The 26,067-nt window shown below is 42.0% G+C and carries 12 protein-coding genes; 1 reads left to right on the top strand and 11 read right to left on the bottom strand.

Annotation, left to right across the window (positions count from 1 at the left end):
* The first annotated feature begins 893 nt into the window (after nucleotides 1-893).
* Nucleotides 894-3,005: a TonB-dependent siderophore receptor gene (locus tag G3R48_RS08460; protein ID WP_212593276.1), complete on the top strand. Its 2,112-nt coding sequence runs from the start codon at nucleotides 894-896 to the stop codon at nucleotides 3,003-3,005.
* 175 nt (nucleotides 3,006-3,180) lie between these two features.
* Here G3R48_RS08460 and G3R48_RS08465 read toward each other — a convergent pair whose 3' ends face one another.
* The 11 genes from G3R48_RS08465 to G3R48_RS08515 all read right to left on the bottom strand — a co-directional run bounded on the left by G3R48_RS08465 (nucleotide 3,181) and on the right by G3R48_RS08515 (nucleotide 26,033).
* On the bottom strand, nucleotides 3,181-3,939 hold the full coding sequence (locus tag G3R48_RS08465) for a glycosyltransferase family 2 protein (protein WP_153664266.1): 759 nt from the start codon (nucleotides 3,937-3,939) through the stop codon (nucleotides 3,181-3,183).
* Between the two features lie 305 nt (nucleotides 3,940-4,244).
* Complete coding sequence (locus G3R48_RS08470) at nucleotides 4,245-6,260, bottom strand: bifunctional metallophosphatase/5'-nucleotidase (RefSeq protein WP_153664264.1); 2,016 nt, start codon at nucleotides 6,258-6,260, stop codon at nucleotides 4,245-4,247.
* Nucleotides 6,261-6,898: 638 nt separating this feature from the next.
* On the bottom strand, nucleotides 6,899-8,833 hold the full coding sequence (locus tag G3R48_RS08475; protein ID WP_153664262.1) for a B12-binding domain-containing radical SAM protein: 1,935 nt from the start codon (nucleotides 8,831-8,833) through the stop codon (nucleotides 6,899-6,901).
* A 169-nt stretch (nucleotides 8,834-9,002) separates the two neighbouring features.
* Nucleotides 9,003-9,866: a CLCA_X family protein gene (locus G3R48_RS08480; RefSeq protein ID WP_153664441.1), complete on the bottom strand. Its 864-nt coding sequence runs from the start codon at nucleotides 9,864-9,866 to the stop codon at nucleotides 9,003-9,005.
* A gap of 415 nt (nucleotides 9,867-10,281) precedes the next feature.
* Nucleotides 10,282-12,531, bottom strand: a complete 2,250-nt coding sequence (locus G3R48_RS08485) for an ATP-binding protein (protein WP_153664260.1) — start codon at nucleotides 12,529-12,531, stop codon at nucleotides 10,282-10,284.
* The gene (locus G3R48_RS08490) at nucleotides 12,500-13,174 is read right to left on the bottom strand and encodes a response regulator (protein ID WP_153664258.1); all 675 of its coding nucleotides are present in this window, start codon (nucleotides 13,172-13,174) and stop codon (nucleotides 12,500-12,502) included. Before G3R48_RS08490 ends, G3R48_RS08485 begins: the two co-directional genes overlap by 32 nt.
* Before the next feature lie 248 nt (nucleotides 13,175-13,422).
* Entirely contained in the window at nucleotides 13,423-21,894 is an 8,472-nt protein-coding gene (locus G3R48_RS08495) for a PKD domain-containing protein (protein WP_153664256.1), read from the bottom strand.
* A 298-nt stretch (nucleotides 21,895-22,192) separates the two neighbouring features.
* Nucleotides 22,193-23,545 carry an NCS2 family permease gene (locus tag G3R48_RS08500; protein WP_153664254.1) on the bottom strand — a complete coding sequence of 451 codons (1,353 nt, stop codon included), beginning with the start codon at nucleotides 23,543-23,545 and terminating at the stop codon, nucleotides 22,193-22,195.
* A 455-nt stretch (nucleotides 23,546-24,000) separates the two neighbouring features.
* Entirely contained in the window at nucleotides 24,001-24,450 is a 450-nt protein-coding gene (locus G3R48_RS08505; protein ID WP_212593277.1) for a hypothetical protein, read from the bottom strand.
* Nucleotides 24,451-24,598: 148 nt separating this feature from the next.
* Nucleotides 24,599-25,375: an outer membrane protein OmpK gene (locus G3R48_RS08510; protein WP_153664252.1), complete on the bottom strand. Its 777-nt coding sequence runs from the start codon at nucleotides 25,373-25,375 to the stop codon at nucleotides 24,599-24,601.
* A 202-nt stretch (nucleotides 25,376-25,577) separates the two neighbouring features.
* Complete coding sequence (locus G3R48_RS08515) at nucleotides 25,578-26,033, bottom strand: LPP20 family lipoprotein (protein ID WP_153664250.1); 456 nt, start codon at nucleotides 26,031-26,033, stop codon at nucleotides 25,578-25,580.
* Nucleotides 26,034-26,067: the final 34 nt, after the last annotated feature.

Consider the following 26,067-nt stretch of genomic DNA (forward strand, 5'->3'; position numbering starts at 1 on the left):
CAGATTCAATTAATTTCTGGGTTTATTAAACACAATTAATATAAGTGGGGCCGTGTAAGTTGGGGCAGAGTAAACTTATTTTTTTGTCTTAACAGGACGACTCATTTTCTTCGGTTTCATGCTCTTTCCTGTGAGTTTTTCTATTTCATCTTTAAATTTATTATTGCCAATCGCCATGCCTTTGTTGGTTGCTTGGCGAATATCCTTTATGAGTTTGTTATCTAGTTGATACTTAAACAAAATTCAGTAATAATTGGGTTAAAAACCAAGAGTTTTCTAAGCTAGCTTTTCTAGATAGCTGCTGGTTACACTTTTATCTCACAATATAACTGTTTCGCTTTAGAGTATCGGGATATCGATATTTCAAAAATCTAACAGAGAATCTCGGGCGGGGCTCTTGTTTATTACCATCTATTATTTTTTGTATCTCAAAGCTAGCAAATTATCTGAAACAATAATTTTTTTTGTGGTGGTATCAATTGCTAAAGGTTACCTTTAATTTCAGGTGTTGAAGATTGTGCGAGTAATGTGCGAGGCACGGATTTACTGCTTGGACTGAATATCTTGTCTTATCATTAGCCCGCCGTGATATTGATGCGGGTGAAGCTGACAGTAATACCCCACTTTTTAAAAACCATTTATTTCTAACACCGTTTTCCACGTTTTTTTCAACAATAATCATTTAGTTGTTTGCCTCAAAAGTGTTAAGTCTAAAGTTATTAACTTATTGAGATTTAATGGTTACTAAACAAAACCAATACAACCGGTGTTAAAATAAAACACTCGTAAACAACGGGTGTTTTATTTGGTGTCTGCATAATCGCTTTGACTACAACTTATGATATGTTGTAACATAACGTAACTTCGATACTACCTTTCTAAGAGTCAAGAACGTGAAAAACCACCTTATATATCCATTAATTATTATTTCTAACGTTGCAATTGCACAAGATAATAATCCGGTAAATACAGCAACTAATGGTATTGAGCACATTGAAGTGACTCGCCAATGGCAGCCATATCGCGGTAATGTTCCTTTAATTGATACGCCGCAAGCGGTTGATAGAATTAATGCCGATGATATTAAAAATCAAGGCATTACCCGTTTTATGGATGCATTGGACTTTTCTCCTAGCATTGTTAGGCAAAATAACTCGGGTGGTATGTTTGACAGTTTTGCTATTCGTGGCTTTTCAGGGGATGAAAATAACCCGACTGGATATTTAGTTAATGGTTTTAACTCGCGTGGTTATAACGGTAATCGTAACCCCGCCAACATTGAAACCATTGAGGTGATGAAGGGGCCGGGGTCAGCACTTTATGGCCAAGGTGAGCCTGGTGGGACGGTTAATATTATTACCAAAAAACCGCAGTTTACTGAGCAAGGTTATATTCAGGCTGCATTGGGCAACTTTGATAAAAAACAATTTGAATTTGACCACACCAAAGGCTTAACCGATGAGGTGGCTTATCGAATTAATGGTTTCTATGAAGATTCAGATACGTATCGTGATCATGTTGATTTTAAGAGCGTTAACTTAAGTCCGTCGTTGTTGTGGAATATTTCTGATAACACCAGTTTAATTTATGAAATGGAAATATTAGATCAGCATAAACCGTTAGAACGTGGTGTGTATATATTAGATAACGACTTTGATTCTGTTGATACTTCGGCTTTTTACGGTGATGTGCGAGATGGTGCTCATGAAGTTAAAGCGTTAGGGCATCAATTACTATTAAATCATCAATTAAATGACCAATGGCACATGTTAACGGGTTTGGCTTATAGAGACTCTTCATTTAAAGGTCAGTCATCTGATACTGAACTTTCAGCTGGTCGGCAGTTGATTTATACCAACCCTAATTTGTTATCAAGACAAAAAAGAGAGCGCGACTACCAAGCTAAAGACTTGTCAGCTAGGTTTGAGTTAAGTGGCGATGCCAGTGTGGCTGGCTTTAAAAATAACCTGTTAATTGGCTTAGATTATTACCACTTTCAGTTAGATACCGATTACAGAGTGTGGCGTACGGCTTGGGGTTCTGGCGATACCACTTATGCTATTGACCCAAATAACCCTGACTACACGATGGCTCAACCTGAAACATCACCGACGACGTTAACCTCAGAAGAACAAAATGGCTTAGGATTCTATGCTCAAGATATTATTGAGCTTACTGATAACGTTAACTTTTTATTAGGTTTTCGCGTCGATAACTTTAATCAGCAAATCCTCAACAAGATTGATGATGAGTCGCAAAAGAATGATCAAACCGAAGTGTCTTCACGTTTTGGTTTAGTTTATAAGTTAGATGACAAGGTTAATCTGTATACCAGTTATGCAGAAGGCTTTAGACCTAACCCTGGGCTTGACTCTGACCGTAACGCATTTGACCCTGAAACCACACAGTCCTATGAAATTGGTCTTAAATGGCAAGACGTTGCTGAGCGATTTAGCGGCAGCTTGGCATGGTTTGATGCCAGTAAAACTAACATGTTAACAGCAGAACCAGATACCGGATTATCCGCCACGTTGGGTGAAGTTGAAAGTCAGGGCGTTGAGCTAGAGTTCAATACTTTGTTGACCGATGACACCAGTATTGAGTTTGCGTACGCTTATACCGATGCCAGAACAGCAAAAGACTTAATCGATAACGATTGGGGCGTACCGATTCCTAAAGGTTCACGCTTAATTAATGTTGCTGAACATGTTGGCCATATTACGTTAAAACACTACACCGACATTATGGGTAAAGAGGCGTATTTTGGCGCTACGGTTAATTACGTTGGCGATCGTTTAGGTGAAACCACTGATCCAGATTATATTTTACCTGCTTACACCTTAGTAAACTTGTCTGCAGGGGTAGATATCAATAGTAAATTTAGAGTGATGTTTGATGTAAATAACGTATTTAATGAGCAATATTTTGAAAGCTCATACCACAAGTTATGGACCATGCCGGGCGAACCGATTAACTTTACTGCCAGTGTGAAATATGCGTTCTAATGTGCTTAACAGGCAATGTGTCACCCAGTGACTAAAAACCAAAAAGCGACCATATGGTCGCTTTTTTGTTAACTGAGCAAGGTTTATTTTGCCCTTAAGTACGGTGGCTTTTATCTGAACTTTAGCTCTTTAGTGCATTCGTGCTTTGGTTTTTAGCTTATTTTGTATCGCAAGATTATTTGGTTTCAAATACTTGGCAGATTTTTGCTTTTACTTTTTTCATTTTGACAGAAAAATCTTTAATTAGGTTGCTTTGGCCTAATTTGTAACGAATACCGCGATGGTAACCAATATGACGGACAAATCCTGTTGGGAAAATCGCAGCTTTAAAACCTTTGTCGTAATAGAGCTGGCTCATGTCTCTTTCTCTACCAAGATTACCAATAGGCGCAAAAATATTGTAATCAGCTAATCGTCTTAAACCGGGGTTAAAGGTAAAACCATGCCAAATACTGCCATTACCGGGCTGCTTATAGTTACGCATGATCAGTTGATATGGCGTTTGTGCTTCATCTTCACAAGTATAAATTTCTGGCTCGACCGGATGTCCATTGGTGTCGTTTTGCTCTCGTAGCCAAACGGTGACAATTTTATTGTCTGCATTGAGCACGTTAAACGATTCTTCAATAAAGCCTTCACGATAAAATTCCCAGTCATCTTCACAATGGAAAATATATTCAGACGTTACCTCTGCATAGGCTTTATCGATACTTTTCATTTGCCCTAATTGAGGGATGTTATGCAAGACAGTAAATTCAATTTGTGGGAATTTATTCAACACTTGATTAAGTTTATCAATGTTATGGCTGTCTTCAATGATGATGTATTGGGCTATCGGGTAGGTGTTAAATTTTAAAAAAGACTTTAACGTTTCTTCTAGCAGGTCAAAGCGGTTACAGCTGGTTAACACAAACGAAACTTTAGAATGTGACATCAGAACCTTTTATTTGAGAATATATAAAATAATTGTGAGAATTATATCAAAAACAACATATGGTTTTTTGTTAGTTGTTAATAATAATGCGTTTGAGTTCACATTTATGGCTTGGTGATAACTTCTGTGTGTTGGGGACAATTTATCTTTAGTTATCTCATGTAGCGAGTGATGACAAGGTTGAAAGAACATGATATTTCAGCAGCGGCGATACCGACAGCAGGTCATATTAACATGTGGTTTTTGCGCCATTAAAAATGGGCCTTTAGTGTGCTAAAGGCCCATTATATTTGTGCGTATAATGCTTATATTGCTGATGAATCTAGACGAATAATGCGCGCATCGGCTGCACCATCATCAATACTGTCTTTGGTATCATAAGCGGAATCGCTATTTGTATATTTCGCTTGAAGGTACTCTGCCAGCGCGTCTTGTTCGGTGCCTGTTGGGGCAAAGTCGCTAAGCTGTGGATCGGTTGTCATCACTGCGTTTTCTTCTAGTCGTATTTGGTTACTACACGACTCACCAACACAAGGCCATGGTGCTGAGGCGGATAAATAACTTAAGGTAATGGCTTTATAGCTGTTACCTGGAAGTTGATTCACCCCTGCAACCACAACTTGTTCATCTGAATTATCACAGTTACCGTCTTGGTTTGTGTCCACTGTAACGGAACGAATTCGATCTCCAGCGACTGTTTGTAAGCCTGTTTCTGGGTCAGACTGACGAGCAGTTTTAGTACCATCATAAGTGATACACATACCGCCCATATGAATAAAACCACCAGCAATATTCTCAACACCAGCAACGCCATCTTCAAGGATTTCAACTAACTGCTCAGATGTAATATCTACAATGGCTAAACTGTTATTAAAGGCAAGTGCCGACTGGATGTCATATTGAGAAATGTCGCCTTCTAGTTTGTTGGCTGCAGGGTAAGCCGCGGGTGGATAGTAACTTAAGTCGTCTGGGTTTGTGGAACCTGCAGGAAAAGCAGCATAGCCTATATCGGCGCGTATCCCTCCGCCATTTTTCAACGAAATAACGACATTTGAATCGTGTAATTGACCATACCAAAGGTTGGCATCAGCGGTTAGGTTACCTAGGTTAGTTTCTTCGGTACGCACATAACCACGGGTACCGTTTAGGTACACATCAGTGTGGCCTTGAATATTGCCTTCACTGTCTAAAATGACATCTTCAATTGCAGACACAATTGTTGCCACGTCATTGTTTGCGACAGCACCTTCGGTATTATTCACCATTTCATCATCGGTGATAAAAGGGCCACTTTCATCAGCATTAATACTGTCGGTAATGATTAGGCCATTTTCATCAAAATCAACCACCAAGCGACCTAAGTATTTATAGTCACCATCAACATTGACGATAGCAATATTATTATCATCAGCATCTTTTAATAAAATAGGGTATTCACCTTGAATGGTGTCGCCAGCCCACAGACGATCGTCAACATTTGCCAGTAATGTATTTGAACCACCGGCAACAATAATATCAACATGTCTGAGTTTGCTTGCCAGTTCTTTTTCAAAAGTAATTGACTGCATATGGGCTAATGCAATGACTTTATTAATGCCTTGACTGACCAGCGCATCGACTTTGGTTTGTACAATTTCAACCAGTTCGTCAATGGAGTCATTGGCAGGGTAAACCCCAATGTCATCTGTGGTGGTAATATTATCATTCGTTGGGGTGGTTATTCCTACAATACCAATTTGCTCGCCATTGACTTCAATAATGGTGGTGGCGGCTAAACCATTTGGTATATCAGAGGCAATGTGTGCATCCTCAACAACTAACCCTGCTGTATTGGTATCTTCATCAAAACCTAAGTTCGCGCTTAAATAAGGGAATTGTGCGCCAAGGTATTGGCCATCTTGAGCAATAATCGTTGCAAATTCAGCACTGCCACCATCTAAGTCATGGTTACCGACAGCCGATGCTTGTAAGCCCATTGCGTTTAACATGGCGATGTCACCACGGGCAACACCGGGGACTTTTATGCCATCAACATCCACCATTGAGTCGTCGTTTGTTGCTTCATATCGAGAACCAGGAATGTAGTTGTCTCCTGAGCTTAAAAACAATGTATTGCTAGGATGTTGGCTGGTGAAACCCGTCACTAAAGCTGAGAAATTACTGACATTGGCTAATACCGCGGCATTTGAACCATCCATATCTGCCACATGAAGAAGCTGTAACGAAAAGTCACTTTCTGTTTGAGTATTATCTGAGCTTGAGTCGGTTCCACAGCCTGATAATGCGACGAGAACACTAAGAGCAATCAAATTACGTTTCATTTTATACCTTTATATTAGAAGACTGACTTTGAGTTAATTACTGCACTAACGTACGTATTTTCGTTTTACGACAAACAACGTTGAATATTTAAATAAATATCTCGTTGTCATATTTTTAAGTGATCATAGTGAGTGTTTACTAAAGATTTATTAAAGAAATATAACAATAAAAATATCTTGTAATAACATGAAGCGTTGAGATTCTTTTATTTACACTGTTGTTTTAATTGATATTTTAATTAACATGTTATCAAAAGGGCACAACGGTTATACCTTGTGAGGGGATCTGTTTGCGATCATTTACTCATGTCACTAGCGGGAAATTAAACTTAAATATTAGATTGTTGCTGAGTTGCTGAGTTGCTGAGTTGCTGAGTTGCTGAGTTGCTGAGTTGCTGAATGGGTAGGTTGCTAGCGGGGGCGTTTTATTATCAATGATGATTATCGCGGTGGTAAAACGCAATGAACAGCATGAGGTTTTATCATCATCTGAATCATTGCGCGTGTTATGACCAAAAGCGAGATATCAAAAGGGCATATTGGCTTAGATAAGTAGATTTTTTTATAAACAATCCGATAAATATAAGTGCAGCGATAACACCATAAATAATAAGGCAGCCTCCCTTATATAGTGTGTTTTAGTCTTCATTGCTGGAAATAAAGTTATCGATAGCAGTACTGATGAGGTCTGGTTTCATGCTCGTGGGAGTGACATTTTGCTCAAACCAAAAGCTCATTGGTTGCTCAAAGCCAATGCCGTGCATGTAGTTGTAAATGGCTTTACGTAGCCCTTCGCCAAGCATCTGATGATCGGTGCCTGTCGGGTCGGTAAAGTCGACATCGTTTTCAGCAAATAAAATATCTGGGCGCTTGGCAAGGGTGATACCAAATTGTTCTGGGTTCATGCCAATTGGGCTATGAATGGTGGCTACAAAGCGGTGCCAATAAGCGCTTTGGAAACAACCTTGTTGCATCATTTGACGCACCATTTCTAACGAATCAACAGTTTCTTGTTCTGTTTGGGTCGGGAAGCCATACATTAAGTAAGCGTGAACCAAAATACCTGCGTCGCTAAATGCTTTGGTTACATGGGCAACGCGCTCGACACTGACCCCTTTTTTCATCAGCTTTAACAGTCTGTCAGATGCTACTTCCAAACCACCACTTACGGCAATACAACCTGAGTCGGCAAGCAGTTGGCAACGGGCTGGGCTAAAGGTGCGTTCAAAGCGAATGTTGCCCCACCAGCTGATGACGATTTTGCGTTCAATTAAGCGTTTTGCAAATGAAAATAATACCTTAGGTGGTAGTGCTTCATCCACAAAGTGGAAGCCAGTTTCGCCAGTTTCGGAAATCATTTGTTCAATGCGGTCAACTAATATGTCAGCGCCAGCGGCGTCGTAACGGTCAATATAATCTAAGCTGACATCGCAAAAGCTGCATTTTCGCCAGTAACACCCGTGGGCGATGGTGAGTTTATTCCAGCGGCCATCGCTCCAAATTCGGTGCATGGGATTAAGCATTTCACATAAAGACAGGTATTGATCAAGGGGCAGGCCGTCGTATACTGGCGCGCCAACATCAATTTGTGGAATGTCGTGCAACTGATCATTGGTATTTAAATGCACGTAAGGTTGACCGTGTTCATCTTCGGCCAAAAAGTAAGTGCGGACTAGCTCGTCGATACCACGTTGTTCTTGAAAGTATTCTAATAACGTTAGCAATGGTCGCTCGCCGTCATCAAGGCAAATAAAGTCGATAAATTCAAATACTCGTGGGTCTTTTAACGCCCTTAATTCGGTATTAATAAACCCGCCGCCGATGATGATCGGTAAGTCAGGATTGATGCTTTTACAGGTTTGGGCAATGCGCAGCGCACCTAACATGTTACCGGGAAATGGCACGGTTAACGCCACCACGCTGGGCTGGGTTTCTTCAAGGTAGCATTCAACCAGTTGCGCTAAAATGTCGGAACTAAAGCTGGGCTCACCCATTAAAGTGTCATAAAGGTTGTCAAAACTTGGGTTGGCTGCGGCTAATTGTTCACCATAACGGCTCACTTCAAAATACGGGTCAACGCCTTGGGTGATCACGCTTGATAAGTCATTAATGAACAGTGTCGCTAAATATTTGGCTTTATCTTGTACCCCTAAATTACCAAAAGCGGCTTGAAGTACGTCGCCTGACACCGCTTCCATTTGCGAAATAGCATCAAAAGCAGGGCCTTCAGGTAAAAAGCGGCGTGAGTTAATTCGCATGGCAAGGCTAGGGGCTTTACCTTGTAAAAAACCAATAACAGGTTCAACGGTTAAGTGGTAACGGTCAAATTCTGCAAGGAAGTTAAAAATAACATCAGGCAGTTGCTCATCGTCAAAGTCTTGGTAGTTGTCTTCTACGTGCTGGCGAATAATCTCAAGCGCGGGGGCCGTCATCATTTCTAAAAACAGCTCAATGGCGGGGTCACGCTGCACTGCATCAAAGCCTTGTGAGCGTAAAAATCCGGTTAAATACGCGGTTGCTGGGTATGGCGTATTTAACTGAGTCATTGGGGGCGTCATTAGAAGAATGGTCATAACCTGCCTTTAGCGTTAAAACGGCAACATCAAATATGCTTGATGTTATTGGCACACGGTTGCGCCAAAAATAAAAACAGGATTCTAACAAATGAAGCCGATAAAAACCCGTAAATTAGCTTGAAGCAAGCGGCATAATTGCTGGGATGTTATATAAGGCGGCTAACGGTTAGCGACTTTGTTTATCAAATGCTATTCCAAGTGGCTCAAAGTAAGCCATCATCGCTTGATAAATCTTATCGCAGTGAGCATCGCTTGGATACGCGCCATGCTTGGCTAAGGGTGAACCTACGGTGCTGTTGACCAGATAAGGATTACTTATGGCGGCATAAGTTTGTGAGTGACGCTCAATACTGGCTTCAAATGCACGCGCCATCATTTCAGTGGGTTTGGCAAAATAGATACAGTTTTGTTGTTTATCAAGTGCAATGGCTTGGCGTACGTATTGATGTGGTTGGTTACCGCTGTCATCTAGTAAAGTTTGTTTAAATAGCGCCGACAACTGTTGATTAAGTGGATGATTTATCATGGGTTTATCTGCTAGCCAGTGATCGCTCGCGCATGCGTAGCGACTACTTGGCGCTGACGTTATGGCGCTAAACACAATATTGTCTTCGTCATGATATGGGTTTAATAAGCTGTCATCATGAAACATTTTGTCGGCAATATAATGATCGAACGCATGCCAAAACTCGTGGGCGAGTGCGCCAGCACCTGCATTTTTAGCTAAGGCAAGTTCACGATAAGCGGGAGAGTAATGCGCTTGTACGCCTTTTTGACCACCATGACCAAAGGCAAACCGTAAGCTACCACGCAAGCCTATTAAGGTTGGCGGTACCCGTAAAATATTAGCAAGGTCTGCAAGAGAGTCGAAGATTAAGTTGGCTGCTAAGGCTGACTCTTGGCGGTTGACCCATTTGCCCACCCGAATATGCTGCAAACCAAAAGTCTGTTTAATATCTAAAAAGCTAACGCTATCTCCATTGCGATAATCTGGGCCAATGCGTTCAAAATAACGTTGATGATTAAGCAATGAATGCGCTGAAGCCAAACTCTACCTCGTTTAGTCTAAATTTACTGGGCGGTCATATTAACAATAAAGTAGCAGCGATACGCTGTGTTAATGTCAGTGGATAAAAGCGGGCTAAGTTTGCGCTAAAAAAACTGTGAGTACAATTAGCCTTAAATCAAAAAAGCTTGTTAAAAGTAATCCTACTTTAAGCGCCATTTTTAGCACCATTTTTAGTGCATTAACCCCTCTTAATACGCATGGGTTGATAGCGGCTTTAATCACTTAATGCACTTTCACAGCGTACCGCTTTAAAATTTGTAATAGCAGCAATAGCTTCAATAGCTTAGTAGACCTCGGTCGCGTAATGAATTTAATGAAGCCAATAAGGGGAAGCCAATAAAGGCAACAAGATATAAAACGGCGCTTTGTTAGGAAACTACATTGCCTGCAGCGGCAAACTCACTGTTACCGCTAACCCGCCTAAATCACTGGTGGTCGCGGTAATTGTACCGTTATGTGCTTGAATAATATTTTGGCTTATCGACAAACCTAAACCTGAGCCGCCAGTGCTGCGGTTACGCGACTTTTCAACGCGATAAAGTCGTTCAAATATTTTTTCTAACTCAGCATCAGGAACGCTTGGTGAACTGTCTTTGATGGTGATCACTAATTGATTGCTAATGACAGCAACATCTAACCCAATCACCCCCGGCTTGTCAGTGTACTTTATGCTATTAGTCAACAAGTTAGACAATACTTGTTTTATCCGATCGCAATCAATATTGACCCGTGCCGCTGCCGTATGTAACTGACATTGCCATGTAAATCCCTGCGCACTGGTGTAGTGTTCAAACTCTTCTGCCCAGCTGCGGATAAGCGGAATAAAATCTATTTTACGAGGCTCAAAAGACAAGCCATTAGCATCAGACAATGCCAGTTCATAGATGTCGCTAATGAGGTGGTTTAAGTCATCGATTTTAGTGCCAAGCTTTTGGTAACTGACATCCACATCGTCCACTAATTGATATTTTAGAGCGTCTACTTGTAGCTTTAGCGCCGTTAAAGGCGTGCGCAGTTCATGAGACACATCGGCTAAAATTTGATTTTTTTGGTTTAAGGCGTCTTGGTATAAATTGGCTTTTAATACTGCCAATTGGCGGCGTTGGTAAAAGAAGTAAATGACCACCGACAGCAGCACCAATAATACTAAGGCGACAAAAATGACCCCTTGAGAAATGGTTTTATGGGTGGCGGCGTCTGCGACGGCGGCTTTATGTTGCTCTTGCAAGTTAGCGACTTTAATTTGTTCTTCTAATAGGTCAATATCGCGTTTATGTTTTTCAATTTCTCTGATGCGCTGCTCTGAATGCAGTTGCAGTTTTATGGCATAGGCGGCTTCTAAGTACTGATGTGCACTGTCATAATCGCCAAGTTGGTGATAAATAGTGCTGAGCAGTTCATTGTCACTAAGTTGATGATCTAATAAGCCTAATCGGCTTGAAATCACCACTGATTTTTCAAGATATTGTTTCGCTTTAAGGTAGTTTTTATTGTCGACATAATAAGCACCTAAGTCATGCCAGACTTGTCGTAGCTGATGATCTGTTGGGGCCAGTAGTGCTGTTTCTTGGGCATGTTTTAGCTGGGCGAAACGCTGGGATTCATCATTGAGTTGTTGATAGATTTTAGCCAGTTGTAAATAGGAACGTGACAAGAGTTGATTGGCTGATTCAGCTTCAAAAATCGCAATGGCTTGGCGGGTGTATTTAATGGCTTTGACAAAGTCTTGGGTTTGCAAATAAATGCTCCCAAGACGGTGGTAGTCAAAGCCCATATCTTGAATATTATTGAGCTGTTTGTCGTAGGTGAGCGCTTTTAAGTAAAAGTCTAATGACTTGTCGTAGTCATTGGCGCGGTAATACAACTCACCGAGATTAAAATAATTCCCTGCAAGCTCTGTAATGTCATCGGTGGTTTCAAAAAAGCGCATGGCTTTAATTTGGTATTCGGCTGCTAAAGCTAAATCCCCTTCTGATTCATATAGCACCCCTAATTGGCTAAATAGTTGGGCTTCGCTGTGATGATCTTCATGCTGCTGAAATATGGCAAGCGCGGATAAGTAATAGCGCTTTGCTTGGCTTAGCTCCATTTGTAAGCGGGTAAATAAGCCGGCTAATTGCAGCAATCTTGCTTGTTGTAATGTGTCCGGTTTTGCTAAGGGTAAGGCTTGTTCAATAATGATTTGTGCGGCATTGGCATAGCGGTTTTGCCTGCGTTCAAAAAAGGCGGCGCTAATTAGCACCTTGATTTTAAGCGTTGTGTTATAGCTAGGTAAGGCTGTCAGTAGCCTATTGAGCAATTGTTCTGAGCGAGCTTGTTGGCCACTTTTTCGATAAATCGTGACCAGTTTTAGTTTCACGTATACCAGGTCATCGCCCTTAGCATTTGCACCTAATGCTCTAACCTGTCTTTCCGCTTCTTTAGACGATGACACGATGTCATTTAATGCTACTTCCATTGGCGAGAGCTGCTGAACTTGCAACGGCTGAGCACGGGTTAACCCTAGGGTAAGTACACTATAAATAACCCAAGCTAAACAGGTGCAGCGTATTGCGCTAAACCTTTTTTTTTGGCGCAGTAATTTACGCGGATGATTAACAAAGACTAAAGCGATAACCTGCACCATAAACTGACTCTATCGGGTTTTCTGTAATTCCTGCATGCTTAAATTTATTACGAATTTTCTTTACGTGGCTGTCAATGGTGCGGTCGGTAATATGCCGATATTGAGGGTAGGCTAAATTTAAAATTTCCTCACGGGAATAAATGCGGTCTGGTTGCTGATGCAGTAAAGCGAATAAGCTGGTTTCAAGGGCAGATAAGTCGACTTTTTTATCTTGGTAAATCACTTTGCCTTGAGTGGTATCGACAGTTAATTTTGAAAAACTCACCGTGCCTTGACTGCGGGCTAAAATGGATTTAGAGCGAAGAATAAGCTCCATTGGGTCAAATGGTTTGCAAATATAATCATCCGCGCCCGCATGTAAACCGATGTTTTTGTCAGCTTGGTTGACCTTGGCGGTGAGTAAGATGATTGGTACGTTACTGAATTGACGAATGGCGGTGCAACACTCAATGCCGTTTTTATTGGGCAGCATGATATCGAGCACAATGAGGTTGGGTTCGAATCGCATGACGGTGTTTATTACCTTGTCGCCGTCATCAATATGTAAGGTGTCAAATTGATGATGGCGATAAAACAGTAATAGGCTTTCGGCGATATCAATATCGTCTTCAACAATCAGTATTTTTTGTTTTTGTGACTGCATGGGTATACCTCTGCTGATGCGTTGGCGAACAGCACTACCGTTATGGTATTAACCCTGCTTTAGGATCAATACGTTACTGACAATGACACATTTGATTTTATTCTCCCACAGTAAAAATAATATTTCCAACTTGTTAATCAATATGTGATAAACACACAAAAAAGCCCTTGCTGAAATAGTGCCATGGATATGGCGTTCTTCCAGCAAGGGCGGTGTGGCTGCGGCCTAAATTGCCCGCGTAATGGCGACTAGGGTTGCATGTTAAGTAAACGTTTTCGGCGTGTTACACAACACAATGTGAGTAACAGTAAACTTAACCCTATTGCGCCGCCGCTATCATTACTTTCTTGTGGTTCTGGCGCGTCTTCATCTTCAGGTGTTGGCTCATCGTTACTGCTGTTATTGAGTACCAATACGCTAGTGGTAACGGTGTAACTTAGCTCACCATCTGATACGGTTAAAGCCAGTTCAATGGTTTCATCCACATTCACTTGTGGCAATGTAAGCGTGAGCTGCGGGTTGCTGGTATTGTCTAATGTGGCTTGCGGGCCAGATAATTGCTGCCATGCATAACTTAACGTGTCGCCATTATCATCAACCGCATAAGCGTTAATGGTTATCGTGCTTGTTTCTAACACGCTATCGTGACTGTCGATATAAGCAATGGGGGCAATGTTGTCTGCTAGTGCGCTTGACGGTGTCGCCAGTGCCCCAAGTACTTCTATTGAACCATTCACTTGGCCGTCGGCATCATTAATACCGCCATCTTCAATGATTAACTTAATGCATTGATTGCCTTCTATTAATCCAACATTATCACCGCTGTCGAAGATAGCATCACTGACATGTGGACAATTGCCATTTTCATCACTTAACGCTGAGTACAAGCCGTTGTTGCTGTCGGTAATGAAGCTATACCAACCTAAAGTGGTGCTGTAATGGCGGTATAGAGTGTTCGCTGGCAAGCTGTCATTGACAGCTAAAGGGATCACTATGGCAATACTACTGCCATAATCGGGCAAGTCATTGACTTTAAAGTTATAAACTGGGGTGATATGTTGATAGTACTCATCAACATTGCTTTGCGCTTGTGCGGGCAATAACATCGCCAGCGATTCAAGCGATAAACTGGCGACATTGGCGGTGCTAGCTAAGCGCGATACCCACTGGCCTAATACCATTGATAAACCATATTGAGTATGCGCAGGTGCGGCAGTTTCGATGGTTGGTATTTGACTGGTGTTATTGTCGTTATCTAAGTAATCAGCAATGCCATCACCGTCGGTATCGGCGTAACCTTCTTCACTGTCAACAATGCCGTCGTTATCGGAATCGGTATCGCTTGGCAGTGCAGGTAAGTTAGCAAACACTAATGACTTGCTCGCATTAGCGCTAAATGCATCTACGGTATTATTTTCAGTGACCGTTAGCGCAATGTTATATACCCCAGCTTGCAGCTGGCTTGGGTCTATTTCAAAACTCAAAGGGTCATTGTCTAGCGCTTGATCAACTAAGTCTGTTAGTGACGACCAGATAACATCATGGCTGTCTGCTTGGTTACGATCATCAATTACTGCGTTGATTGTCACCGGGCCTGCGTTGATATTTACCACACTGACTTGTTGATTGTTTTGTCGGGTGAGCAGTGATACACGCGGCGCGATGTTTTCTGTTACCAACATTAATTGTGTACTGCTGTTGCTGCCAATAAAGGCGTTTGTGCTGCTATCTAATTGCAGTTGCAATGTGTCAGTTACCGTCACATCATTGGGGATCGTCACCGCAAGTTGCCCACGTTGACCTTGCTCTATGACGCCGTCGAACTGTTGGTTTACTAACCCATTGATTAACAAGCTGTAAGCTATTTGCAGCGGATAATTGGGTGCGTTACCAGCTAAGAAAGCATTCACTTGATAGCTGCCTCCCGCTTCAACCTGCAAGCGAGATGTTAGCGACAGTTGCGGCGCAATATTTACCGTTAGGCTAGCCATTGCGACATTACCAGCGACATCAATTGCTTGAATGTCGATGAGATGTTGACCTGATTGAAGGCGTGATGTGCCGACAACGCTGGCGTTAATCTCACCGTCAACGAGATCGAGTGCAATCACATTAAGGGCGTTATCAATGTCAGTAAAGTGGCCTTGTGCATTTAGCGTCATATCCATTAACGTATCAAAATGTGGCGCAGTGGTATCAGTAATGGTGATCACTTGCTGGGCGTTCGCACTGTTGCCTGACACATCTGTCGCGGTCCAATTAATGATGTGCTCGCCTACTGCAAATGCAAAGTCATTGATGTCGGCAACGAGACTCGGGGCTGCATCGTTATCGTCAGTGACTGTTGGCAGCACAATTTGCACCGCTGTTAATTGTGCGGTGGCCTCAAGCGTTATTGGGGCAATATTACTAAATACAGGCGCTTGAGTGTCAGACTCGCCGGGTGTGAGGGGATTCGGGTCGTTGGCATCAATCACACCGTCGCCATCATCGTCATTATCGGCATTATTACCAATACCATCATTGTCGGTATCGACCGTTTCAGTTGGATCGGTCGGGAAAGCATCCGCGTTATCGCCCACACCATCGTTATCACTATCAACGGTTTCTGTTGGATCGGTAGGGAAGGCATCCGCGTTATCGCCCACACCATCATTGTCGGTATCAACCGTTTCTGTAGGATCGGTTGGGAAGGCATCCGCGTTATCACCTACACCATCGTTATCACTATCTACGGTTTCTGTAGGATCAGTTGGGAAAGCATCCGCGTTATCACCCACGCCGTCGTTATCACTATCTGCAGTTTCTGTAGGGTCGGTTGGGAAAGCATCCGCGTTATTACCCACACCGTCATTGTCTGTATCGACTGTTTCAGTTGGATCAGTTGGGAAGGCATCAGCGTTATCACCGATACCATCATTATCTGAATCTAACGTTTCAGTTGGGTCTAGAGGGAAGGCATCGCTGATGTCTTCAACGCCATCAGCATCATCATCGAGATCATTGGCGTTGGTTAATCCATCTCCGTCTAGGTCAAAGTCATTAAGCATCTTGACTAGGTGAATGCCAAAACCATTCCAGTCAGAACCGGCGATTAACAAGTTGCCATCATCTTGAAGGATTAATTTGGTAGGGTCATATTCTTGAACATCTAGCTTTACATAACCTAAGGTATTGAACTGGCTGTCTAATTCACCATTTTCAGTAAAGCGAACAACATGGGCGTAATCAGCCGTTACACCGCTCAATACAAGTATACGGCCGTCACGTTGAATCTGAATATCTTGAACATTCCAGACGCTAACATCTTCGTCGAAATCGTTGGCCGAATAACCATTGTCTGCAAATGTGCTGTCAAGTTGGCCATCAACAATTTTCAGTACACTGAGTCGTTTAGCAACGTTTGATGTTGTACCCGCAGCGTAAACATTGCCTTCTGCATCTTTAGCTAATTTAATCGAACGAGCAAACATATCGCTATCAAGTGCGAGCTCGCCATCTGTACCAAAGCTAGTATCAATGTTGCCATCAACGTCAATTTTGCTCAGATAGAAAGTGCGATCTTGTTTCTGCATTGCTAACACTTGGCTATCATCATCAAGCACTAACGCATCGATGAAATAGACGTAACTACCAAGTTCAGTAGCACCAACAGATAAACTACCCGCATCACCAAAGCTAGTATCAAAAGTACCGTCACTGCTGAGCTTATATGCGAAGTTTTGATAGGTGTACTTACCGTAAATGACTGTGCTGCCATCAGATAAAGTTGAGGCAACGTCTGTCCCACGAATAATTAAACCGTCTTCATTATCGTAAACACCCGTCTCGTTAAAGCGAGTATCTAAAGCACCAGTAGCATCATACTGAGCGATAAATACTTGATTGTCTTTATCACCTGCGACTTTAATGCCGCTTTCATTTGTTAGTGCTAGTGTAAAGTGAGTTGCTAGACCTTGATTTAATGCATAAAGAACGCCGCTTTCAGCAAAATCGTTGTTAATGGCACCTGAGTTATCCATATCAATGATCACACCGCTCTCTTCATCAAGGGTGTTGTGATATGACGTCCCCACCAAGTAAAGGCCATTATCGTGAGCAATGGCGTCAGTAATATAAATTTCTCTATCGCCATTATGCACATAAGCGGAAGCAATACCGTTTAAGCCATAAGTCGTGACTAAGTCACCGGCATCATCGTTATCAGTATTGTTACCAACACCATCAGCATCGGTATCGTATTGTTCATTATGATCATTTGGGAAGACGTCTGCGTTGTCTCCTACGCCATCATTGTCAGAATCTAACCATTCGTTATTGTCGTAAGGGAAGGCATCTGATTGGTCACCATAGCCGTCGTTGTCTGAGTCAACACTTTCGTTTGCATCTTCAGGGAAGGCATCTTCAGTATCTGGCACACCGTCAAAATCATGATCGTAAGGATTCGCCATGGCGATGGCCGCGACAAGGTGATCTGTTACATCATCGTCACCTGCAAAAATCACGCTATGGTTGTCTAGCTTGGTTGCAAAATCGATGGAAATATCTTCGCTATAAACGGCTCTTGCATAACCTGCGCTATAAAAGCGTGTATCAAGTTGACCATCATTGGTTACCTGTACAAGTTGTGTACCATAATTATTGCCCCTGTAATTAAATTTACTGGCAATTAATAATGTGCCATTAGCTTGTTCAAATACGTTAAGCGCTTCAAAGCTTGATAACTCTTCAGTGAAGCTAAAGTAGCCATTAAGACCAAAACTGGTATCTATTTCACCTTCTGGCGTATACATAACCAAATGAAGACCAGCTTCATTATTATGATTACCGTCGAATAGGATGATATAGCGGCCATCGGCTAACTGGATAACGTCGTTATAGCTTACCTCTGGGTTTAATAAACCATCTTCGCCAAAGTCAGTATTCAATTCACCTGATGGGCTAATTTCAATGAAACGTAAATTACTATTTATGGAAAAAGCAATCAGAATATTACCATTGGCTTGTTCGAAAAAATGCCTAACGGATTCAACGTTATAATTGCCAGCATAGTTGAAGGTGAGCTTACCATTGATACCAAAAGTCTCATCTAAGATGGCATCAGCGGTTAATTTTTCGATGTAAAACTTAGTGTTTGAACCGTCGCTCTGGCTACCAATGTAGAATTCACTTTGACTTGTTTGGTATACAATCGGGGCATGTCTTTTGCTGCCGGTTGCATAATAAAACCCAGGGTTAGCTTCAGTAGAGAAAACGCTAGTATCGAGCTGACCGTCAGAGGTGATAGCCGCGACGGTCGCATTGCTTGCGTAGTAGCTTACACCTGCTAAATAACCACCGTTACTGACCTTAATGATATTTTCTATGTAGGTGCCAATGTCATCTTCACTACCGGAATAAATACCATCATCACTAAAGCTGTTATCTAGCTCACTGGTGGCGTTAATTCGGCCAATTGCGCCATAATCGTCATCTAAGTATTCATCATAATAATAACCTGTCAGTAAAAACTGATTACCGTCTTGAGCAATACCATGTAGTTCAAAGTCATCAGTTGAGCCATCATTTAAGTCATAGTAGCTCACTTCACCATGATTAAAGTTTTCATCTAAGACGTTAACATAATCGTCTGCATCATTAAGTTCGGTACCTTGTTGTAATTCATCAATATTGATAATACCGTCCCCATCAAGATCAGCGAAAGCGTCGCTGTCATCTAGAGGATCTAATCCATAAAGAAGCTCATCGCTATCAGAAATGCCGTCGCCATCATCATCAAGGTCGCTGTTGTTACCAACACCATCAGCATCGGTATCGTATTGTTCATTACGATCATTAGGGAAGGCGTCTGCGTTATCACCCACGCCATCGTTATCAGAATCGAGGTATTCAGACGCATCGTTATCAAATGCATCTTCAAATGCCCAGTAACCATCGGCATCGGCATCACGGTATAAGTTGCCATTTAATAATAATGCTGGGTATTGCTCTGACGTGCCGAAATTCCAGTTGGCTAAAGACCAGTCATTTGTATAAGCGGTGCTGTTACAATTAACATCAGCGGGGGTTGTCGGGCATTTAAGGTCTTCAGATGTATAACCTGCGCCTGCACTGTTGAATGTGCTCAATATGCCTGTTGCTTCGGTATCCCAAAGGGCATACACAACAGATAATGTATTTGATGCGCTGTAACCTAAAAGGCCACCTGTATCAGTATTTTGATCATCATTGGTGTTAATCGCACCATATGCCAAGACACGTTCAAATGTTGAATCTGCATTTAAGTCACCTGCGATACCACCAATAATCGAGTCACCTAACAGTGAAACATCAGCGTATGAGTCAACCACCTCTGTCTCGCCATCAATATCACCAATTAAACCACCTAGAATCTTGGGTGCAGTAATGCTGCCTTGGGCAAACACTCGGGTTAACACGCTTGTGCCTTCAACTTTACCGATAAGACCGCCTGCGACTTCAATATCGGTCTCAATGCCAGCTTCATCAATCAGGGTAATTTCTACAATCGCGTAACTATCGTTAATCGTGACACTTTCAGCATCACCAATTAAGCCGCCTGCAGACGTCACGGCCTGAATATCGCCTTCAAAACTCACGTTATCTAATGTGTTAGTCCCTGATAATTGACCAAATAAACCACCGGTATCAGAACCTGCATCACCAGTAATAGAAATCGAGGTGATATTACCTTGTGCATGAACTTGATCTGCATCTAAGTTATAAAGTCGACCGGCAACGAAACCGCTGTCATCATTACCAAGGATGGTACCTTGCACGTTAATATTGCTCAGCACCGCTGAATCAGCGCTGCTGTTTCTCGCAATTAAGAGTGCTGAGTTATTCAAGCCTGTGACGTAAGTTAAATCACCGTCAATATTAATATTTGTGACACTAACTGTAGCGACATAACCCAATAGCGCTTGATAGTCTTCATCTGGGCGATTGATAAATAGGTTATAAATGGTGAAACCATTACCGTTAAAGTTGGCGGCAAAGCGGTCATCGGAAGTCCCAATAGGCTGCCAACCTTCACCTGCGTTGTAGTAACTTTCATCTGACAGTTCGCCGTCAGAATCAGTATCGAAGTCTAAATCGGTTGTTAGTTCGTAACCCATACAGCCTGTGCCGTCAGTTAAACCGGCACAACCTGCGGTAACACCACTTAAACTATTACCGGCTAAGTCATCACGCATCGCGTGTAATTGGGCCAACGTTGAGATTTCAATAAGTCCATCATCGTCAAGATCAACATCGTGTGCAGCAGTTGAGCCTGTCGCATCAAATGGGTACAGATCTGACTCATTGGCCACATTGTCACCATCAATATCAGGATCTGAATTATCACCAATTAAATCGCCGTCAGTATCTGACCATTCTGTTGGATCATTAGGAAAAGCATCAGCATTGTCACCGACATTATCGTTATCAGTATCTGACCATTCTGTGGCGTCATCAGGGAAAGCGTCTAATGAATCTGGCACGCCATCATTATCTCTATCGTGAAAAGCCACACCGTTGATAATAGGTGAAGGGTACTGACTAGATGTACCAAAATCCCAATAGGCTTCATCCCAATTGGCATAGATACCAACGTTAGCAACCGGAGTTTGTAATTCAGTTGTGGTATAGCCAGTACCCGAGCCACTTGTCGCGTTGCCACTGGTTTGGGTATCCCAGAAAGAATTTGTTACTGTGCCAAGTGCAGAGCCTGTTAGCCCGCCTTTATTAAATGCCTGCTTAGCAGAGCCTGTTGAGAAGCTATTTGTAATGGTTGACGATGAAGAAGCAACGCTGCCAATTAAGCCGCCCACTGCATTATTCGCCTCGGCTTTAGCATGAGAGGCGACATTAGTGACATCTGCACTTGAAAGGTTACCAATAAAACCGCCGCCGACAGTGCCAGAGGTAATGACAGAGCCATTGACTAGACAGTTTTCAACGCTACCATTTACGAGCTCTCCTGCAAATGCACCGGCATCACCTTGGCCTGTTACATCAACCGTGGCTAAACATTGCTTAACCGTTGCTTGATTCACACGAGCGGCAATACCGCCGGCATAAGCCCCAGATTGATTGCTTTGTACTGTTCCGGTAAACGAGATATTGGTCATGACACTGGGGTTACTACCATAGATGTAACCAACTAGGCCGGCTACGTAATAGCTGCTAGCAGTTACCTGACCATTAACATGAAGGTTTTCAATCGTGGTATTTTCAGCATGACCGAATAAGCCAAGGCTGTCGTCATCGCCAGTTAAAGACGTATTGTTGATGTACAGGTTTGCAATTGTGAAATGATTACCGTCAAACGTACCAGTAAAAGGTGCAGCGAGGGTGCCAATAGGTGCCCAACCTTCACCCGTATTGTAGGTGTCGTTCTTAACACCATCATTATTTTTATCAAAATCTAAGTGAGTGGTTAACTCATAACCAAAACAAGCAATGATGTCGTCGTTATTACCACAACCTGTTGTGTTCTCACTAATACCGTTGTCATAAGCGGTGCCCGCTAAGTTATTACGGATATGGTTGAATTGCTCAAGGCTATTGATTTCGATTAAACCATCGCCATCAATATCGACATCAAGTGTGTCTATAACATCGTCATTATCAGTATCCACGCCATTAGCTTGTACCGGTAAAGCTAAGCCAATGACCCCAACGACTGCGGTTAAACTCAGGAGTAATGTAAACTGCATAGTAGGCACCAACGTTATAATTATTTTGGAAAAATGTTAAGTTAAGTGGATGTTAGTTAACAAATAAGGAGGAAATAAGGACGTTTGATTTTTTCTGCCAAGTTAACTCATTGAACAAAAAAGATATTGAGAAAAAGATATTGAGGAAAAAGCTAAACAATGGCGTTGTGACGACACACTTTCATTCATCGCACAGACTAAATTGGCTCGATAAGTGAAAATTATTCCAAAAAAAAAAGGAGCATAAATGCTCCTTTTTTGCGACTAACTTGCCTGGTGTATTAGGGGGATGCTTGGCTTAAATTGCCCAGCCACCTAAATAAAATACTGCTAAACCGATGGTAATTAACACCACACCTAATTTCAGTTTACGCCACTCACCACTGATGATTCGACCAATCACTAAGGTGCTAAAGCCCAGCATAATACCGGTGACAATGTTGCTGCTTAGTACAATAAACACGGCACAGGTTAAGCCTGACATGGCATCAATGCTGTCTTCAAAATCGAGTTTGGTGACGTTGCTTAGCATTAACAGACCCACATACATTAATGCTGGTGCGGTTGCATAAGAAGGCACTAAGAAACTTAATGGCGCAAGGAACATCATTAATACAAATAACAAACCGACTAATGTAGTTGATAAACCGGTTTTAGCGCCTGCTGCAGTGCCTGCTGCTGATTCAATGTAAACCGCTGCTGGTGCGCCACCGGTTAAACCTGACACCATGCTGGTAACAGAATCTGATGTTAATGCTTTGCCGCCATCAATGATATTACCTTTGTCATCAAGCAATTCTGCTTGACCTGCAACGGCGCGAATGGTGCCTGTTGCATCAAAGATTGCTGTCATGACCAATGCCAATACAATTGGTATAACTACTGGGTTTAGTGCCCCCATGATATCTAATTGGCCGATAAGTGATGCATCTGAGGTAAAGTTAGGTAGTGCGAAGAAGCCTTGGAAGGTGACGTCAGGGTCAAATGCCAGTCCAAAAACAGACAGCGCAATAATCACGAGTAAGATACCACCTGGCGTGCGACGACGTTCAAGACCAAAGATAGCCGCTAAACCAATAATGGTTGCGAGTACGGGTAAACTGGTAATGTCGCCGAGTTTAATCGGTAAGCCAGCGTCGTTTGATACAATTAATTTAACGCTATTTGCGGCAATTAATAATAAAAATAGACCAATACCAATACCGGTACCGTGAGCAATCCCTTTTGGAAGGTTACTTAGCACCCATTGGCGAATGCCGGTGACACTGACTAGGGTAAATAACACCCCCATTAAGAATATCGCACCTAGTGTCACAGGAATCGAGATCCCTTGGCCTAGCACCATACTAAATGCGGTAAATGCGGTGAGTGATATTGCACAGCCAATTGCCATTGGCAAGTTGGCCCACAGCCCCATTAATAATGAGCCAAATGCCGCAATTAAACAGGTTGCAATAAAGGTAGCTTCATGGTCAAAACCTGCAGCGCTAAGCATATTAGGCACGACAATAACGGAATAAACCATGGCTAGAAAAGTGGTCAAGCCGCCAATAATTTCTTGTTTTATTGAGCTGCCACGTTGGGTAATGTTAAAAAAACTATCGAGAAATGATTGTTGATTAGCTGGTGTGTGAGTCTGATCAGACTTCATAGTGTTAACCTTTGATCTCTTGTGTATTAATCAATCAACGCGGATTCGTTGACGTGTAAGCTATGGCAGGTAAAGCCCCAACAAGTGGGTGAGAGATCCACATCATGTTAAAAACACTCGTGACCTGCGAGCAATATGCCTGGAAAAATTTACTCATTCCAACATAGCTTTATCGGCGCATAGCTTAACTCAAATGGCTTTAGAATGATTAAAAACAATTGATACTTTTGTGCTAGATCGATAAAAAATGTTGTTTTACATAAGTGGTTGCTGGATAAGTATTCTACCAGCAAGGCGTAATGTTGTTTTATGTTCAACATTCGTATCAGTTTGGGAGGGGATTACAGCAGGCTTGATATTGTGCAGTAGTAAGCACCAACATCAATAAGTGACAATCTCGGATAAAGTGCTAGCTTGTCTGTAGCAAAAAAGCGAAAAGCAGATCATTTTAGTGGTTAACTTATCGAGATGATTTTGCGGCCATCGTCAAGCGTATCATTGACCATTGCCCCATCAAGTTTTTTACCCAATGGTGATTGAGGAGTGATAACGATGATGTTGTCGTTGCTCAGCTTATAGCCGCCACATGCAGGCAGTAACCAGCAGGTCATGCCGCCTTCAAGGGTGATGATAGCGGTTAATGCTATGTTATCATCTGAACTGAAATCGCGTAATAATAATGATGCAAGTTGCTGCAAAATAGCGTCAATATCTGCCACTCGTTGAGATTGCCCATGGGCTAAGTAAGCGGCCTCTAAGCCGATGGTATCATATTGGGTTTCGGCAACACTTTGCTCATTAGTCGCATCGTTATGTGCCACTTGCGCCGCGTCTAATGCGGTTTGGCGTTGCACACTTAACATGGCTTGTAACTGTTGCATTAATTGCGCTTTGGTTGGCATCATAAGTTGGTATTGTTCTTTATTTGAAATAGTAAAGGGTCATGAGGTGTGGCTCGACAACGTATTTGGTTTTTTTGCCCATGCACACGGCTTAACAGCAAATAAAAAGGCGCTAATTGCGCCTTTTTTGTTCGTTAATTGGCTAACGCCATTAGAAGTGGTATTTAGCAATAATAGAGAACGTATTTTGATTGGTTTTAAAGCCTGAACTGCTTTCAATACCGTACTTGTTCTTCCAGTAATCATACTCAACACCCACTAAGAATTTATTCTTGGCTTTAGAGTTGAAGATAACTTGGCCCAAGTCATATTTAATTTGTGGGTTGAAGTGGAAGTTGGTGCTGTATTTAGCGCTGTCATCACTTGCAAATACCCAGTCAATGTAACCATCGACGACGATGTTTGAGTTACCCACTGGAATATCGATACGGTAAGACGGCGTTAACTGCCAACCGTCAGTGTTGTTTTGGCCTACATGGGCATCAGCAACCGAGGTTCTTTTATAGGTGTTTAGCTGGAAGTAGCTAAAGAAGGGGATGTCTAAGTCTAAGCCCACACCGTATAAAAAATTGGTTCCAGCACCGCGACCTTGTTCAAGTGTTGTGGCAAAAGACACGTCTTTTATTGGGCCAAAGGTGGTATTGACGTCGAAGATTTTATTGATACTAAAGCGCGGTGAAACTTCTGCGTAATAAGTGTATTTGTCAGTGTTGTCAAAATGAATGACGTCACCAAAAGCAAACCAATCACCGTAAGTAAATGCGCCGGCTGATTCAAACGTAACCGTTTGCTGCTTTTCAGCATCGACTTTGTAGTTATCACCATAAAGTCCTGTGACACTGGTATCAGACCATTGCACAAGATCGTTAGCAGATGCGAAAGTCGGTACGCTTGCAAGGATTGCAGCATAAAGCCATTTATTGTTCATTTTCAGCCTTCTTTGTTACTTATATAGAGGTAAGGTATTTGAGTGATTATTATTTGAATTGTTCTCAATTTGGAATTATCGTAATTCCTCGCAAAATATAAGGATATTAACCGCAAAGTTCAATATGTTTATTCATATTTATGAACTTAGCGGTCATTGCAGCTTGGCTTTGTTGTGGTGGTTTAAGGCTTTTTGTCTTTAATTAGAAGTTCTTAACCGGTTCAATAATTAAGGTGTTATTTTGAACAGGTGCTTCAGCTTGCATATATAAGTCACGTACTAATTTAAAGTCGAGCTCTAATTCTGTGACATAAAAACCATCAACAGGGTAGGTTTTAACGATTTTTGCGCCTTTTATTACCCCAGATACTTTTATTTTTGTACCAATATTATTGAGTAAGTGACCATCGATTGAGGTTTGGGAGCTAAGTTGTAAGCCATATACTTGCTCGGTAAGTTCTCGATAGGCCAAAATTTTAGAGGCTTCCATAGCCATTAATATTTGGTCTGAACGTAATTGTGCAGGTTGTTTATCTATTGGTGCATAACCGACGGCGGTTAATACTGGAAAGTCATGCTTAGGTTTTGACTCTGATTCAAATTGAAGTGCTTCACAGCCAGCAAGTAATAAGCAGCCAATAATAATTAATATTTTCATTTAATTTCCAAACAACGTATAAAAAACACTCAGC

Source organism: Shewanella intestini (genome assembly GCF_018221465.1).
GTDB classification, from domain to species: domain Bacteria; phylum Pseudomonadota; class Gammaproteobacteria; order Enterobacterales; family Shewanellaceae; genus Shewanella; species Shewanella intestini.